15 protein-coding genes and 1 pseudogene are annotated in these 16,272 nt (G+C 61.8%); 8 read left to right on the top strand and 8 right to left on the bottom strand.

What is annotated here, in order from left to right; translation table 11 throughout:
- Positions 1-111 precede the first annotated feature (111 nt).
- Complete coding sequence (locus tag EJ576_RS19760) at positions 112-1,023, bottom strand: LysR family transcriptional regulator (RefSeq protein WP_126570920.1); 912 nt, start codon at positions 1,021-1,023, stop codon at positions 112-114.
- Positions 1,024-1,228: 205 nt separating this feature from the next.
- Here EJ576_RS19760 and EJ576_RS19755 point away from each other — a divergent pair, with 205 nt between their 5' ends.
- On the top strand, positions 1,229-1,627 hold the full coding sequence (locus tag EJ576_RS19755; protein WP_122728872.1) for a helix-turn-helix domain-containing protein: 399 nt from the start codon (positions 1,229-1,231) through the stop codon (positions 1,625-1,627).
- A gap of 58 nt (positions 1,628-1,685) precedes the next feature.
- Positions 1,686-4,448: a winged helix-turn-helix domain-containing protein gene (locus tag EJ576_RS19750; RefSeq protein WP_126570919.1), complete on the top strand. Its 2,763-nt coding sequence runs from the start codon at positions 1,686-1,688 to the stop codon at positions 4,446-4,448.
- Here the strand turns inward: EJ576_RS19750 and EJ576_RS19745 are convergent.
- Both EJ576_RS19745 and EJ576_RS19740 read right to left on the bottom strand, forming a co-directional pair.
- A complete protein-coding gene (locus tag EJ576_RS19745) occupies positions 4,395-5,864 on the bottom strand; it encodes a winged helix-turn-helix domain-containing protein (RefSeq protein WP_126570918.1) in 1,470 nt (489 codons plus the stop codon). The two genes, EJ576_RS19750 and EJ576_RS19745, sit on opposite strands and share 54 nt — an antisense overlap.
- A gap of 149 nt (positions 5,865-6,013) precedes the next feature.
- Positions 6,014-6,964 (bottom strand): GlxA family transcriptional regulator, encoded by a 951-nt coding sequence (locus tag EJ576_RS19740; protein ID WP_122728878.1) that lies wholly within the window; start codon positions 6,962-6,964, stop codon positions 6,014-6,016.
- 180 nt (positions 6,965-7,144) lie between these two features.
- Here EJ576_RS19740 and EJ576_RS19735 point away from each other — a divergent pair, with 180 nt between their 5' ends.
- Positions 7,145-7,867 carry a pirin family protein gene (locus EJ576_RS19735; RefSeq protein ID WP_126570917.1) on the top strand — a complete coding sequence of 241 codons (723 nt, stop codon included), beginning with the start codon at positions 7,145-7,147 and terminating at the stop codon, positions 7,865-7,867.
- Positions 7,868-8,012: 145 nt separating this feature from the next.
- A complete protein-coding gene (locus tag EJ576_RS19730) occupies positions 8,013-8,438 on the top strand; it encodes a hypothetical protein (protein ID WP_122728880.1) in 426 nt (141 codons plus the stop codon).
- A 125-nt stretch (positions 8,439-8,563) separates the two neighbouring features.
- Here EJ576_RS19730 and EJ576_RS19725 read toward each other — a convergent pair whose 3' ends face one another.
- The 4 genes from EJ576_RS19725 to EJ576_RS19710 all read right to left on the bottom strand — a co-directional run bounded on the left by EJ576_RS19725 (position 8,564) and on the right by EJ576_RS19710 (position 12,909).
- Positions 8,564-9,352: an ABC transporter ATP-binding protein gene (locus tag EJ576_RS19725; protein WP_122728882.1), complete on the bottom strand. Its 789-nt coding sequence runs from the start codon at positions 9,350-9,352 to the stop codon at positions 8,564-8,566.
- The gene (locus tag EJ576_RS19720) at positions 9,346-10,335 is read right to left on the bottom strand and encodes an ABC transporter permease (RefSeq protein ID WP_123475990.1); all 990 of its coding nucleotides are present in this window, start codon (positions 10,333-10,335) and stop codon (positions 9,346-9,348) included. The genes EJ576_RS19725 and EJ576_RS19720 overlap by 7 nt, the downstream gene beginning before the upstream one ends.
- Positions 10,322-11,380: an ABC transporter substrate-binding protein gene (locus EJ576_RS19715; RefSeq protein WP_126570916.1), complete on the bottom strand. Its 1,059-nt coding sequence runs from the start codon at positions 11,378-11,380 to the stop codon at positions 10,322-10,324. Before EJ576_RS19715 ends, EJ576_RS19720 begins: the two co-directional genes overlap by 14 nt.
- A gap of 197 nt (positions 11,381-11,577) precedes the next feature.
- Positions 11,578-12,909 carry an LLM class flavin-dependent oxidoreductase gene (locus EJ576_RS19710; protein WP_122728889.1) on the bottom strand — a complete coding sequence of 444 codons (1,332 nt, stop codon included), beginning with the start codon at positions 12,907-12,909 and terminating at the stop codon, positions 11,578-11,580.
- Positions 12,910-13,103: 194 nt separating this feature from the next.
- Here EJ576_RS19710 and EJ576_RS19705 point away from each other — a divergent pair, with 194 nt between their 5' ends.
- Both EJ576_RS19705 and EJ576_RS19700 read left to right on the top strand, forming a co-directional pair.
- Complete coding sequence (locus EJ576_RS19705) at positions 13,104-14,048, top strand: aliphatic sulfonate ABC transporter substrate-binding protein (protein WP_126570915.1); 945 nt, start codon at positions 13,104-13,106, stop codon at positions 14,046-14,048.
- A gap of 150 nt (positions 14,049-14,198) precedes the next feature.
- Positions 14,199-14,645 (top strand): annotated as a pseudogene (locus EJ576_RS19700) (NAD(P)/FAD-dependent oxidoreductase); the annotation flags it as partial.
- Between the two features lie 72 nt (positions 14,646-14,717).
- On the opposite strand, the gene aqpZ reads toward EJ576_RS19700, so the two are convergent.
- Complete coding sequence (gene aqpZ / locus EJ576_RS19695) at positions 14,718-15,419, bottom strand: aquaporin Z (protein WP_371923947.1); 702 nt, start codon at positions 15,417-15,419, stop codon at positions 14,718-14,720.
- A gap of 238 nt (positions 15,420-15,657) precedes the next feature.
- Between aqpZ and EJ576_RS19690 the strand changes: the two genes are divergently transcribed.
- Positions 15,658-15,972, top strand: coding sequence for a type II toxin-antitoxin system RelE/ParE family toxin (locus tag EJ576_RS19690; RefSeq protein WP_126570913.1), 315 nt, complete (start codon positions 15,658-15,660; stop codon positions 15,970-15,972).
- 2 nt (positions 15,973-15,974) lie between these two features.
- Complete coding sequence (locus tag EJ576_RS19685; RefSeq protein ID WP_126570912.1) at positions 15,975-16,262, top strand: DNA-binding transcriptional regulator; 288 nt, start codon at positions 15,975-15,977, stop codon at positions 16,260-16,262.
- Positions 16,263-16,272: the final 10 nt, after the last annotated feature.

Here is a 16,272-nt window from a genome sequence, read left to right as displayed (position 1 = left end):
GGTGCCGAGTGTTGGGGCAAGAGCGTTTTGCTTACTTTTGCGCTCTATCAAAAGTGAGCCGCCGTAAGGGCGGAACCTATATCAGCCGTTACCCAAACAACGGATATGTACTCATTCACCCCCCCAAGCCATATGCTCCCCAATCCGTGCCCGTAACCACCGCTCCGCCGGATCATTGTCATGCACCCCACTCCACACCATCGACAACTGCGCCTCCTCAATCGCAAACGGCGGATCCTCCGCGCGTAACGACGTCCCCTCGGTCAACGCACACGCCGCATAATCCGGCACCGTCGCAATTATCTGCGTCCCCGCCAACAATGCCCGCAACCCACTGAACTGCGGCACCGCCAACACCACCCGCCGCGCCCGGCCGATCCGCGCCAAATCCAGATCGATATTGCCACTCAAGTCCCCCGAGAACGACACCATTGCATGAGGGCGTTCACAGTAATCATCCAGCGTGAGCGGCTCGACACCACCATCCCCACGCAAGACCTTGCACGGAATATCCCGCAGCTTCTTGCGCTTGGCATTCGCCGGCAATTCAGTGGTGTAACTCACCCCCACCGAAATCTCGCCACTGGCCAGCAACGACGACATCAACAGGTAATTGGCCCGACGCACCACCACGATGATCCCCGGCGCTTCCTCGCGCAATTGACTGAGCAACGGCGGAAACAGGCCAAACTCAGCGTCATCAGAGAGGCCAATGCGAAACACCGCACAACTGGTGGAAGGGTCGAAATCCTTGGCACGGCTGACCGCGCCGGAGATGGTGTCCATGGCCGGTTGCAACTCCTTGAGTATCGCCACGGCACGTGGCGTGGGCTCCATGCCCCGCCCGTTGCGCAGCAGCAACGGGTCGTCGAACAGGTCGCGCAGACGCCCCAACGCCGCGCTCACCGCCGGTTGGCCCATGAAGAGTTTTTCGGCGACCCGGGTCAGGTTCTTCTCGAACATCAGTGCTTCGAAAATCACCAGCAGGTTCATGTCGACGCGACGCAGGTCGTTGCGGTTCATAGGAAGCATCCAAACGGTTGGCAAGCGCACAGATAAGCATGCAAAACCCGACCGGCATTGCATGTCTGTGCTGTCTTTTTCACCTCGGCACCTGGCGAAATTAACAACGATTAACTCGTCAGCCGGACGGTCCGGCAACAAGATTGACCGCGTCTACACTGCATCCATCCACCGGGAACGCTCCCATCGACTGCGGATATTTGTCATGGCCCGACTCGAGCAATATGCCCCTCGTTTGTCCGCCACCGGAGGCCTGTGCCCTCGGCGCGAGCGCATCGCCAAGCAACTGATCCTGGCCAATCTGGGCGAGAGCCTGGCCATTGCCGACCTGGCCCAGGCCTGCGCGCTGTCGCGCAGCCATTTTTCCCGGGCGTTCAAGTGCACCACCGGGTTGTCACCGCAGGAGTGGATCCGCCAACAGCGCATCCAGCGCGCCAAGGAGCTGATCACCAGCTCGTCCCTGAGCCTGACGCAAATCAGCCTGGAATGTGGTTTTTGCGACCAGGCGCACTTCTGCCATATGTTCACCCGCAGCGAAGGCGTCAACCCGATGACCTGGCGAAATCACCACTTACGTCACAAGCTTCAAGTCATCGCAGCCTAGTGGTCGGTGCGTACCTGGAATATGCTGGCCGCTCCCCCCTTTCCGAGCACGGCCAGCCATGAGCGACCCCGGCGACCAGGCCGTACATTTCGGCCCCTATCGCATCCACCCGCGCCAACGCTTGGTGCTCGAGGCGGGTCGCCCTTTGCGCCTGGGACGGCGTGCGGTGGAGATCCTGCTGATCTTGCTGGAGCAGGCCGGCAATGTGGTGAGCAAACAGGAGTTGATCGCCCGCGTCTGGCCCAAAAGCGTGGTGGAAGACGGCAACCTGCGGGTGCATATGGCGGCGTTGCGCAAGGCTCTGGGCGATGGCCAGGCCGGGCAGCGCTATATCGTGACCGTGGCCCAGCGCGGCTACAGTTTTGTTGCGCCACTGAGCATCGAACCGATGACACCGCCTTCCGAAGGTGCCCCACAACGTCCCTGCCACAACCTGCCGTTGCGGCGTACCCGGATGATCGGCCGCCAGGCCTTGATCGACAGCCTGGTGCAGCAACTGCCGGAACAACGCTTTATCACCCTGACCGGCGCCGGCGGCATCGGCAAGACCACTGTCGCGCTGCGGGTGGCGGAATTGTTGATCGGGCATTACCGCGACGGCATCCGGCTGTTCGACCTGGCGCCGTTGAGCGCGCCATCGATGATCCTGCCCAACCTGGCTGCCCTGCTCGACGTCACTCATGCCGAGCACGAACCCTTGGCGACCTTTGCGCGCAGCCTGCAGGACCGCCAGTTGCTGCTGGTGATCGACAACTGTGAGCACCTGCTCGACGACATCGCCCTGATCAGCGAAACCCTGCTGCGCCATGCGCCCAGGCTGCACATCCTGGCCACCAGCCGCGAGGCATTGCGCGCCGAAGGCGAATCCGTGCAGCGCCTGGAACCCTTGGCCTGCCCGCCCGTCACCGGCAATCGCGCCCAAGCGTTGGGCTACCCGGCCCTGCAATTGTTGATCGAGCGAGCCATGTCCCATCAGGACAGCTTCGAGCTGAGCGAAGCCGAGCTGCCGCTGGCGATTGATATCTGCCAGCGCCTGGACGGCATTCCGTTGGCGATCGAGTTGGTGGCGGCGCAGATCGAGCGCTTTGGCTTGCCAGGGCTATTGGTGCAGATGGAGGACAATTTCCGCCTGCTGACCCGTGGCCGGCGCAACGCCCTGCCTCGTCATCAAACCTTGCGCGCGACGCTGGACTGGAGCTTTGAGCTGCTGACCGCCTGCGAACAGATCTGCCTGCGTCGCCTGGCGGTGTTTCGCGGCGGTTTCAGCCTGGCCAGTGCGGCGGCGGTGATTGCCGGGGAACAGGTAGCACCCGCCGAAGTGCTGGGCTCAATCACTCAACTAGTCGCCAAATCCTTGCTTAACGTCGAGGCCGGTGATGATGAGATGGTGTATCGCCTGCTGGACATCACCCGCACCTACGCCCTGGAAAAGCTCAGCGTCGCCCAAGAGCTTGACGCCACCCGCGAACGCCATGCAGAGCGTTGCCTGGCGCTGATGGAACAGGCGCGCGACGATTGGGATTCGGTCGCCACCCAACCCTGGATCGACCGTTACGCGCCGCTGCGTGAAGATATCCGCGCTGCCCTCGACTGGGGGCTCGCGCAGGCGGGCGAACACCTGCTGGCGATCCGCTTGACCGTCAGCGCAATGCCGCTGTGGCAAGAATTGTCGTTGCTCAGGGAACACCGTTTGTACGTGGACAAGGCGCTGGCGTTGATGGACCAGGCCGAATCGCCCTGCCCCCGCTTGTCGATGCAACTGCAATTGGCGCTGGGCAGCCTGTCCTATCACGCCATGGGCGGGGCCCCGCAGACCATTGCCGCGTTCGTCCGTGCACGGCACCTGGCCGAAGCGCACGAGGACGTCGCGGGGCAACTGCGCGCGATCTCCGGGCATATGGCGGTGAACCTGTGTGCAGGCCAGTATCGTCAGGCGCTGGCGCAAAGCGTGCAGTTTGATCGCCTCGACCCACGCACCGACCCGCAACTGGATATCAGCGCCCAGCGTCTGCGGGTGCTGGCCCAGCATTACAACGGCAACCAGGCACTCGCCCGGCACAATGCCGAACAAGTGATCCAACGCATGGCGCACAGCGGCCACGTCAACCGATTTGCCCACGGCATCGGTGTGCAATACGACCAAAGCGTTGCCTCACTCACGGTGCTGGCGCGAATCCTGTGGTTGCAGGGCTTTCCCGAGCAAGCCTGGCGCACCGCCAACCAGGCGTTGGAACTGGCGCAGCAGATCAATCATGGCACCTCCATCTGCTACACCCTGGCGTTGGCAGGCGTGGTCATCGCCCGTTACAACGGTGACGAAGACACCGCCCAGACCCTGCAGGCACTGCTGTTGGAACATGCCCACAAGCATTCGGTGCAGTTGTTCAAGACGTGGGCAGGTCACTACGCGGGAATCCTTGGGCACAAGGACCTGCAAGGCCTGGGGTTGATTGAGGATATCCTGGTCACGCTGGGTTCCCATGCACTGGACGAGCCTGGGTTCGAACGCGCCCGCGCGGGCGACGCGGGTTGGTGCACCCCGGAGATCCTGCGGATACGCGCCGAAAGCACGACCGATGCCCGTGCGGCCGAAGCGCTGCTGCTGGAAGCTTTGGGCCTGGCTCACCAGCAAGGCGCGCTGGCCTGGGAGTTGCGCTGTGCGACGTCGTTGGCACGGCTGTGGCAGGCGCAAGGCCGCGTGCAGCCGGCCCGCGATCTGCTGAGTTCGGTCTACACGCGGTTCACGGAGGGCTTTGCCACCCAGGATCTAGTCCGCGTACGCGGCCTGCTCGACGAGTTGCAGGACAAACGGCCGGCCTGAAAACGGCCCCAGGTAATGCCCATAGCCCTGCTGCAAGCGCGCGACCTGCATCGGGTCGCGTAACTGCGCGAGCGCATAGCTGCGCACGCAGTTGAGCAGGCGGTAACGGGCGTTGCCGGGGCCGGGTTCGAGGGTCAGCAACGAAGTGCTCACCAGACGCCCCAGCAGGTAGGCCAAGTCGGCATGTTCCAGCTCGGTACCAGCGACCAGTTCACTCAAGGTGGGCAAGGTGACCGCCATCTTGAACAGTCCCAATTGCAGGAACAGCCAGCGCTCCGGCAGGCTCAGGCGCTGGTAGCTCCAGTCCAGGGCCGCGTTCAGGGATTGATGACGTTCCACCGCCGTGCGCCGGCCCCGGCTCAGCACTTGCACGCCTTTGCACAGTTGCTGCTGCAATCCACGTACGCCAAGGGCGTCCACTTGAGCGGCCGCCAGCTCCAGGGCCAGGGGAATGCCATCCAGGCGTCGACAGATGTCACGCAGCGGGGCCAAGTCTTGGGGGCGCAGCACAAAGCCTTGCTGAGCAGCACGTACTCGGGCGACGAACACTTGCACCGCCGGGTAAGCCATCGCTTCTTCGACACGGCTCAACGCCGATGGCGCAGGCACCGACAGCCGAGGCACGCGTTGCACCCATTCGCCGGGGACTTGCAGGGCTTCACGACTGCTGACCAGCACACTGACCTGAGGCGCCGCTTCGCGTAGCACGTGCACCAGGTGACGGCAGGCACCGAGTAGCAGGTCGGCACCGTCGAGCACCAGCAACAACTGGCGGGCCGCCAATTGCCGCCCCAGTTCAGCGGCATTGGCGCAGGGTTCAAGGTGCAGCACCGAAGCCAGGTGACGCAGCATGCTCATCGGCGCTTCCACCGTGGCCAGATCGACCCACCACACGCCGTCCCGGTAACGCGGCAACACCCGCTCAGCCAACGCCAGGGCCAGGCTGCTCTTGCCCACGCCGGCACACCCGGTGAGCGTCATCAGGCGCTGGCCGGACAGGCGTCGCACCAGCACGCCCAACAGCTCATCACAGCCCATCACCGGACTCAGGCGTGCGGCGAGGTTATGCAGGGGTAAAGTGGCCGGCACAACCCCGTGCACGGGGGCGGCGAAACAGTAGCCACGCTGTGGGTCGTTGAGAATGAAGCGCTGCCCATCAAGGGCGCGACGCAATGCAGCGATGTGCACCCGCAGGTTGTTTTCTTCCACCACGCTGTTCGGCCACACGCGCTCGATCAAGGTGGCCTTGCTGATGTACTGCCCAGCCGCTTCAAGCAGCACCGTGAGGATATCCAGCGCCCGCCCGCCCAGAGGCACCGGCCAGCCTGCCTTGCTGACCAGACGCTGTTGTCGGTGAAAGACATAGGCGCCGAAGCGCACCGTGCCATCAGCGTCAATCGCCTGAGGGTTGTTCATCTGTGTAAAAGCGCTGAAACACCCGGCCTTGGGCGTTCGCGCATCCTTTTCCGTGGGCTTGCCGCTATCTTGCCAGTTGGCGATGACAGGACAATGCTGGCACAGGGAGTGATACGGACATTCGGGTGCGCCAGACGGACATTCTGTCGTTAACTGAACTGCTGTCGGTATTGGGTCGGGTTGAGGCCCAGTTTTTCGCTGAACAGAAAGCGCATGTGCCGCACGCTGCCAAAGCCCGCGTGGAAAGCCACGGTCTTGAGCGGCAAGTCGGTGGTTTCCAGCAATTGCCGGGCGCGGTCGATGCGCGCGCCCTGCAGGAATGCCATGGGGGTCATCTGCACATCCTTGGCAAACAACCGCGCAAAGTGGCGCGCGCTCATGCCGGCCAGTTCGGACATGGACTCGATAGTGAACGGTTGATCAAGATGCTCCAGCACATGCTTCTGCACGCGGGTGATCGCCGTTTCCTGAGGCGCCACCGCCGCCGTCATCGGACTGAATTGGGCCTGGCCGCCCTGGCGTTTCATCACCACCAGCAACACCTTGGCCACTTCCACGGCGACATGCTTGCCGTGGTCCTGGGCCACCACCGACAGCGCCAGGTCGATACCGGCGGTGACGCCACCCGAGGTGATCAGGCGCCCGTCCTGCAAATAGATACGGTCGGTTTCCACAACAGCCTTGGGGAACGCCTTGATCAGCCGCTCGGTGTAGTGCCAGTGAGTGGTCACGCGGTGACCGTCCAACAGACCGGCATGCCCCAGCACAAAGGCGCCGGTGCAAATGGAGCCGAAGCGACGCGCCCGTGGCGCTGCCGCCCTGAGCCACGGCAGTAAGGCGGGATGGCATTCGTTGTAGGCACCAGGACCGCCGGGCACCAGCAGCAGGTCGTAGGCATCCTGGGCCTGGTCCAGCAGCAAGTCGGTGTGTACCGCGACACCATTGGAGGCGCGCAATGGGCCAGGCTCGGTGCCGAGGGTAAGGATCTGATAGTGATCCGCCGCTGGCAGGTAGCGGTTGGCAATGGAAAACACTTCGAGCGGCCCGGCCATGTCGAGCAGGAGGAAGTCCGGAAATAGCGCCATGGCCACGGTTTTCATAGCGAGAAAAGTCCATCGAGAAGGAATGCGGCCGCCATTATTACACGTTCAGAACTGTCAACTTGAAGGCGACAGTTATTCAGATTTCAGCTTCTTAATGAATCATCCATTAACCATTAACCTTCTTCTCAACGCCGGAGCCCTGCATGCCGCAGCCCGCTCCCACTTGAGGACAAGACCATGCTGACCCTTCGCAAAGCTTCCGAACGCGGCGCCGCCAATCACGGTTGGTTGAAGTCGTTCCACACCTTCTCGTTCGCCAACTACTGGAACCCGAAAGAACAGGGCTTTTCCGACCTGCTGGTGATCAACGATGACCGTGTTGCAGCCGGTAAAGGCTTTGGCCAACACCCGCACCGCGACATGGAGATTTTCTCCTATGTGCTGGAAGGCGCGCTGGAACACAAAGACACCCTGGGCACCGGTTCGGTGATCCGCCCCGGCGATGTGCAACTGATGAGCGCCGGCAGCGGCGTGGCCCACAGCGAGTTCAACCACAGCCAGACCCGTGGCGTGCACTTCCTGCAGATCTGGATCGTGCCGAATGAAGCCGGGGCCGAACCGCGTTATCAACAGGAGCACTTCAGCGAGGCGCAGAAACGTGGGCGCTTGCAGTTGATCATCTCGCCGGACGGCAACGACGGTTCCCTCAGCGTGCGCCAGGACGCACGGGTGTATGCCGGGCTGTTCAGCGGCGACGAAGCCGCCACCCTGGACCTGGCGCCGGATCGTCATGTGTACATCCATGTGGCCCGAGGCAGCGTTGAAGTCAACGGCCAGCGCTTGCAGGAAGGCGACGGCGTCCGCGTACGGGATGAACGGCAGATCCGCCTGGGCCACGGTGAGGACGCTGAAGTGCTGGTGTTCGATCTGCGCCCGCAAGAACTGCCGCAGATGCCATGACCAGGCCAGCGATGGCTCGTCGCGACGAGCCATCGCTGGCGTCGATAGTCACCATCAGCCCAATGAAGTTCTCTTAAAAAATGCAACGCGTAACATCAACCCCATACCGGCAACAACCCAACTAAAACACTCGGAGCACACCCTCATGAAACGCCAAATCTTGCTTAGCCTCGCTTTCTCGGTACTCGCTGCCAACGCATTTGCTCACCCTGTTGTCGCTGAAGGCGGCTCGGATCGCCTGATCGAAAGCCGTGTTGCAGAAGGTGGCTCAGACCGCCTGCAAGGTAACCGCCTTGCCGAAAACGGTTCGGACCGCCTGCTGGAACGTCGTGTCGCCGAAGGTGGCGCTGATCGTCTGCAAGAACGTGGTCTGGCCGAAGGTGGTGCTGATCGCTTGCAAGAACGTGGTCTGGCCGAAGGCGGTGCTGATCGCCTGCAAGAACGTGGCCTGGCTGAAGGCGGTGCTGATCGCTTGCAAGAACGTGGTCTGGCTGAAGGCGGTGCTGATCGCTTGCAAGAACGTGGTCTGGCCGAAGGTGGTGCTGATCGCCTGCAAGGCAACAACGTTTAACCCCGCGCTGCTGGCGGGAACCCCAAACCGGCCTGATCAGCCGGTTTTTTTTCGCCTTCGATGAAGTGCAGCTACGCCGTTGAACCAAGCCGGGTAGGCAAACGCCGGCACATGAGCGTATCTGGCTACCAACTTTCCCCCAGCCCCAGCAGGCCCAGAATCTGGCGTCGCAAGTCCACCAGATAAGGATCGTCCCGGTGTCGGGGGTACGGCCGGTCAATCGTCAATTGCGCCAGGATGTTCGCCGGACGATCGCTGAACACCACCACCCGGTTGGCCAACAGCAAGGCTTCTTCCACATCGTGGGTCACCAGCAAGGCCGTATAGCCCTGGCGCTGCCACAAGTCGATCAGTTCCTTTTGCATGGTGATACGGGTCAGGGAGTCGAGCTTGCCCAGCGGCTCATCGAGGATCAGCAGGCGTGGTTGATTGACCAGTGCGCGGGCCAGCGCCACCCGTTGCGCCATGCCACCGGACAACTGCCGTGGATAAGCGCGAGCGAACTGACTGAGACCGACTTTTTCCAGGGCTTCGTCGACCTTGGCCGAATGAGTCTTGAGTAGCCCCTGCGCTTCCAGGCCGACGGCGACGTTGTCCCACACGCGGCGCCATGGGTAGAGCGTCGGGTCCTGGAACACCACCACGCGGCTCGGGTCCGGGCCGGTGATGGCTTCACCGTCCGCCAGCAAACGGCCGGAGTCCGCCGGTTCCAGGCCGGCCACCAAGCGCAGCAAGGTCGACTTGCCGCATCCCGAAGGCCCGAGCAAGGCCACGAATTCGCCTGGCGCCACGGCCAACGAAACCCGTTCCAGTACCGGCAGATGCAGGCCGTCCAAGGCAAAGCCATGGCTCAGGTTTTCTATGCGCAGCGCCAAACCTTCCGACGCCGATACTGCGTGTGCCAGGGCTACCATTTCATCGATCCTTTCTGCCAGGCCAACAACCGGTCACGCACCAGGAACAACCCGGTGATCAACCCTGAACACGCGAGCGCCATGATCAGCAAGGCGGCGTACATATTCGCGTAGGCGGCCCAGCCCTGGGCCCATTGCAGGTACCACCCGATACCGGATTTGACGCCCATCATCTCCGCCACCACCAGCGTCGAAAACGAGGCGCCCAGGCCCATGAAGAGGCCGACAAATACGTGAGGCAATGCAGCGGGAATCGCCACCTTGAAAATCAGAAAAGCTTGCTTGGCACCGAGGGTGCGGGCCACGTCGTAATAGGCTTTGTCCACACTCGCCACGCCGGACCAAGTGAGCACAGTGACCGGGAACCAGGTAGCCAGGGCGATCAGAAATACACTGGCGCTCCAACTGCTCGGAAACAGGAAAAAGCACAGCGGCAACAACGCCGTCGACGGCACCGGACCGAGAATGCGCAACACCGGGTGCAACCAGTAGCCGATGCGCGTGGACCATCCAATCGCCACCCCCGCGATAAACCCGGTGATCGCGCCCAGCGCCACGCCCGAACCCAGCAGTAGCGCCGAGTGCAACAGGCTGTCGGCCAGCCGTGGGTAGTCTTCGATATACACGGCCAGCAAGGCCTGGGGCGGCGCAAAAAACGGCACCGGCAACAGCGCCAGTTTGGCGGTGAGTAGTTCCCAGATACCCAGCAGCACCGGCAAGGCAATCAGCCAGGGACCCGCGTTGCGCAGGCGCAGGCCCAACATCGCTATCTTGCGCCCCAGCAGGCTCAATACGATGAACAGCGCCGCGATGCCCACGCACAGATTGGCCAGGCCTTGGGTCATCGGCCAGTTGCGCGTCGCGTTGGGCCAGTAGCTGATCAGCAGCGCGACGGCCAGCCAGGCCCCCACCACCGCCACGCCCTGCCACCAGACTTTGAACGCCAGGGATGGGTTCAGGGTTGCCGCATCAACTGAAGACATCGGCGGTGATCTCCTTGGCAAACTCCACCGGGTCGGTGCTCTTGCTGATCACTTCGACGGTTTTCAAGTCGGTGACGTAGGTGAGGATTTCCTGGGTCAGCGCCGCGCCCACCGCGTGATGGCCGTGGGTGTGGTCGTGGAGGATCGCCTGCACTTCCTCTACCGACGTATTCAGCGCATGGGCCTGGAAGCCTTTGGCAACTTCTTCGGGGTGCTGCACGGAATAGTCGTGGGCTTCCAGAATCGCTTGGGTCAAGGCCGCGACCACGCGTTTGTCTTCGCGCACCAGTTTGCCGGTGACGCCGACCACGCAGCAGCTGAGGTTGGCGTACTCTTCCACCAGGTTGGTGGACAGTTCGCGGGCCACGCCGGATTTGATCAGGCGGAACATGAACGGGTCACTGCCACTCACCGCCTGCACTTCGCCACGCTCGAGGGCCGTGCCGAGCAGGTCGGCCGGGTACAGCCGCCATTCCACGTCGCGCACCGGGTCCACGCCGTGTTTCTTCAGCAGGATCGAGAAAAAATTGCGGTCCGGACTGGCCATGTCGGTCACGCCGATAGCCTTGCCCTTGAGGTCTTCGAGTTGGGTCACGCCGCCATTCACCGCACTGAGCAAGCGCAGGCAGCCGCCGTGAGTGCCCGCAGTGAGTTTCACATCGAACCCTTGCTCCAGCGCCTTGAGCCAACGCAGCGCCATGCCCACACCCGCGTCGGCTTTACCGGTGGCGATGGCCTCCAGCAGTACTTCGGTTGAGTTGCCGAAGTTGACCAGTTCCACGTCCAGATTGTGCTTGGTGAAAAAACCCTGGCCGTGGGCGATCACCACTGGCGCCAGGCATACGGCGTTGAGGTTGACTGCCAGCTTCAGCTTGCGCGGTGCGTCGAGGCGGATGAATTCACCGGTGCCGGCAGGTTCCTGTGAAGTGTTATGGCCGGCGTGTTCATCGGCGGCGAAGCCCAGGCGTGGCAGCGACAGGCTGGCCAGGGTAATACCGGCCAGGCCCAGCAGGCGGCGGCGGGTTAAGTGATCGAAGTCAGCCATGCGAAATATCCCTTTAATTGAATGTGGTCGGTGGTGTGGCGGTCGGGCTTGCTGTGGTGAGCGGGCTTGCCCCGCGCTGGGCTGCGCAGCAGCCCCCCACGTTCATTCAGACAAAACGCGGTCACAGGTTTCAGGGCCGCTTCGCGCCCCAGCGCGGGGCAAGCCCGCTCACCACAGAAGCCACCCTCGCCACGCAGTCAGTTGTTGAGATCAGCCAACCCCAAATGCTCACGCAAGGTCGACCCTTCATACGCCGTGCGAAACAACCCCTTGCGCTGCAAATGCGGAATCACGCTCTCGACAAACTCGGTGAACGAGCCCGGCAGATACCCCGGTGAAATCACGAACCCATCGCAACCGCCCTGCTCGAACAGCTCGGCCAACTGATCGGCCACCTGCGCGCCCGTCCCCACTAACTGCGGTACGCGCACGCTGCTGGCGAAGAGGCGCCCGAGTTGTTCCAGGGTGGTTTGCGGGCCTTGCATCAACAGCTTTTCAGCGGCGGCCGGGTGGATCAGTGGCGACTGGGCGATCTCGGCCAGGGTCGCGGACAGCGGGAATGGTGACAGGTCCACATTCAGCTGCGACGCCAGGGTCACCAGCCCCAACTCAGGCCGAGCCAGTGCGTTGTGTTGATCACGTTTGGCGCGAGCTTCAGCTTCGCTCCCGCCAATGAACGGCATCACCGCCGTCAGCACCTTGCAGCTGTCAGCCTCACGGCCTTGCTGCACCACCTGCGCACGCACGTCATCGCGAAACGCACGCATGGCCGCCAAATGCGGGTGAATGGTGAAAATCGCCTCGGCCCACCGAGCGCCAAAGCGCCGGCCACGCCCGGACGAACCGGCCTGGATCAGCACCGGTCGCCCCTGGGGCGTGCGCGGAATATTCAACGGGCCTTCGACCCTGAACCACTCACCCTGATGTTGCACCGAACGGATCAACTCGGGGTCCGCCAGCACGCCGCTTTCTCGATCCAGCTTCAGCGCGTCCTTGCCCCAGCTGTTCCAGAGCTTCAGCGCGACTTCGACAAACTCATCGGCGCGGTCATAGCGCAGATCGTGTTCCAGGTGCTTGTCCTTGCCGAACAGACGCCCTTCGCTGTCGTTCATCGAGGTGACGATATTCCAGGCTGCACGGCCCTTGGACAGGTGGTCGAGGGTGGCGAATTCACGGGCGATGTGCGCCGGTTCGTAATAGGTGGTGGAACGGGTCGCTCCGAGCCCCAGCTTGGTGGTCTTGCCGACCAGGTAAGAGAGGATCGGCAGCGGGTCCAACCGCGTAGCGTCCTGGGCACCGTAGCGCAAGGCGAACTCGCGGGAGCCGCCCATTTGATCGCCCACGGCCAGGCGATCGGCGAAGAACAGGAAGTCGAACAACCCCTCTTCCACCACCTTGGCCACCCGCGCGTAGTACTCGGGGTCAAGGTAATTGCCGACGGTCTCCGGATGACGCCACACGGCGTGGCTGTGCACCACCGGCCCACTCAACAGGAACGCGGATAAATGGATCTGGCGGTTTTTGGTCATGGGATATTTTCGCTTAAAAATTCCATTTAATTATATTAATCACGAACAACTATGAAAGAACCATATAGTTCTATGGTTATTACCGATGGGTTTGATCTCAAAAAAAGCGCCCTAAGCTCAGACCGAAAGAGTATTTAACGAATAGTTTTTAGAACTTTAAGCTCGACGCTATTTCGTTGAAGATCGAGCTCGCCATGTCCATACGTCGTCCCCTCGCCGCAGTACTCGGGTTGCTGGCCTTTTCCGTCGCCGCGAGCGCCGAGGCCCAGGAAACCGTGCGCATCGGTTACCAGAAGTCCTCGACCCTGATCACCCTGCTGAAAACCCAAGGCACCCTGGAAAAAGCCCTCAAGGCCGACCACATCGACGTGAGCTGGCATGAGTTCCCCAGCGGCCTGCCGCTGCTCGAAGCGCTCAACGTGGGTAACGTCGACATCAGCGCCGACGTGGCCGATACCGTGCCGATCTTCGCCCAGGCCGCCCAGGCCAAGCTCACCTACTTCGCCCAGGAAGCACCCTCGCCTTCAGCCCAGGCCATCGTGGTGCGCAAGGACTCGCCAATCCAGCAACTGGCGGACCTCAAGGGCAAGAAAATCGCCGTGACCAAGGCGGCGGGCACCCACTATTTGCTAATCGCCGCGCTGGCCAAGGCGGGCCTGGAATTTTCGGATATCACACCGGCTTATCTGACACCCGCCGATGGTCGCGCGGCGTTCGAGAACAACAAGGTCGACGCCTGGGTCACCTGGGAACCCTTCCTCACAAGCGTGCAACGTCAACTGCCCACGCGCACCCTGGCCGACGGCGCGGGGCTGGCCAGTTACAAGCGCTACTACCTGACGGGCACGCCTTACGCCAAGGCGCATCCTGAGGTGTTGAAGGTGGTGTATGAACAGTTGGAAAAGGCCGGCCAGTGGGTGAAAACCAATCCGCAGGACGCGGCCAAGATCCTCGGCCCGCTGTGGGGCAACCTGGATACGGCCACCGTTGAAGCCGCCAATGCACACCGCAGTTACCAGGTGCAGCCGGTGACGCTCGACCAACTGGGCGAGCAGCAGAAAATCGCCGATGCGTTCTTCAAGGCAGGACTACTGCCCAAGGCCGTGGATGCCAAGGATGTGCAGACCTGGAAGCCTTGACGGACTGAGCGGGCGAACCCGGTTAAGTGGTACAAAGGGCGACCCTGTACTCGCCCCAGGAAACCGTCTTTCATGACCGCCATCGCTCCACTCGTTCAACCGCGCACCCTGCAAATGGGCCTGCTTGACCTGACCGGTGCCCAGACCGTGTTCCGGGCCAACCCGCTCACCGAACAGGTCAGCGGCACCCGCGATCCCCAGGGCCGCCTGCATGTGGACGGCACCCTCAAGGTCAAGGGCCAGGCCGACGTGTTCGCCGCCGGTGACGTGGCCTACGCCGCCACCGACACCCTGGGCAACTTCGCCGGCATGTCCTGCCAGCACGCCATCGCCCTGGGCCGCTATGCCGGCAACAACGTGGCCGCCGACCTGATCGGCGTCGCGCCGATGACCTACAGCCAGCCCAAATACGTGACCTGCCTCGATCTTGGCGCCTGGGGCGCCGTGTTCACCGAAGGCTGGGACCGCCAGCTGAAACTGGTCGGCCAGGAAGCCAAGGACCTCAAACACCAGATCAACACCGTGTGAATCTACCCACCGGCCGCTGATCGTGCGGTGGCGCTGGCGGCGGCAGACCCGTTGATTCCGGTGGCCTGATCCCCGTACGCCCTACACCGGCCAGCTCACTCCTTGCTGACCCGGTCATTCCCGAACGCCCGCCGATGATTGTTAGGCGGGCGTTTTTTTTGCGCACTCACCCAACGAATACGCCGCCAAGGCCCCCATCACTCCGCCTACCATCGGCGCCAGCCAGAACAGCCAAAGCTGCGCCAGGTACTCGCCCCCGGCAAACAACGCAGGCCCGGTGCTGCGTGCAGGGTTCACCGAGGTATTGGTCACCGGAATCAACACAAGGTGAATCAAGGTCAGGGCCAGCCCAATCGCAATCGGCGCAAAGCCAGGCACCGCGCCTGGTGCGGTCACGCGCATGATGATGAACAAGAAAAAGAACGTGGCGATGAATTCCGCGAGCAACGCGGCCTTCATATCAAAGAGGCCAGGGCTTAGCGGGCCATAACCATTGGCGGCAAAACCACCCACTGCGAAATCCGGCTGCCCGCTGGCAATCAGGTACAACGCTGCAGAAGCGCCAATCGCTCCAGCCACCTGCGCCGCGATATACGGCAGCACATCACTCCCCGCCACACGACGCCCCGCCCATAAACCCAGGGTCACCGCCGGGTTGAAATGCCCACCCGAAATACCGCCTACCGCATAGGCCATGGTCAGCACCGTGAGCCCGAACGCCAGCGAAACGCCGACAAACCCAATGCCCAATTCCGGGAAAGCCGCCGCCAGGATGGCGCTGCCACAGCCGCCGAACGTCAGCCAGAAAGTACCGATAAACTCGGCGGTCAAACGCTTTTGCACAATCGACTCCATTGCTGTTCAAGTGCCGTCACCACAGGCCGTGGGCGGTCCTGGGCGACGGTAGCAATGGGTATCAAATTGCTGTGTAAGACTTGTCTGGATTAATGCTTTTGAACGTTTAACGTCTGGAGAGTGAATAGGGGTCTTTGACCTAAAACCCGCTTACAACTGAATAGATGATCCAGCTGTCTGACTGCACTAGCATTGCCGACGACTAAGTCAATGGCGTACATTTGCTATGATTTTTATTGAAACCCCAATTTTTACCCGGCGTGTAACGGAACTCATGAATCACGATACCTATTTGAGCTTGCAGGTAGCGTTGATGGTGAACCCAAGCGCTGGAGATGTGATTGAAGGTACGGGTGGCATTCGAAAATTACGTGTCGCCTCAAAGGGCCACGGCAAACGTGGTGGTGCGCGAGTGATTTACTACCACTTTGTCACTGCGTCAAAAATCGCGTTACTGATGATTTATCCGAAAAACGAACAGCAAGACCTGACAAACGATGAACGCAAGGCATTGAAAGCCGTCATCGAACACTGGAGATAACCATGAGCAAATTCTTTGATGAGCTGATGGAAAGCGTGCAACAAATGGACGAAATCGTCCGAGGCGAGCGCCAGCCCTCTCGCGAATTCATTGTTGACGCGCTTCAAGTCAAACAAATCCGTAAGGCAACCGGCCTGACTCAAGCTGCATTCGCCGCGATGATCGATGTTCAAATCGGCACACTGCGTAATTGGGAACAGGGGCGACGGGAACCGACAGGGCCGGCCAAAGCGCTGTTGAGGGCCATTCACAATGACCCCGTGCATGTGTTGAATGCATTGGCGCCTTAGCCCAACGGTG

Origin of the sequence: Pseudomonas sp. C 49-2, assembly GCF_003970195.1 — a bacterium.
GTDB lineage: Bacteria > Pseudomonadota > Gammaproteobacteria > Pseudomonadales > Pseudomonadaceae > Aquipseudomonas > Aquipseudomonas canadensis.
This window is presented reverse-complemented; position numbering and strand designations above follow the sequence as displayed.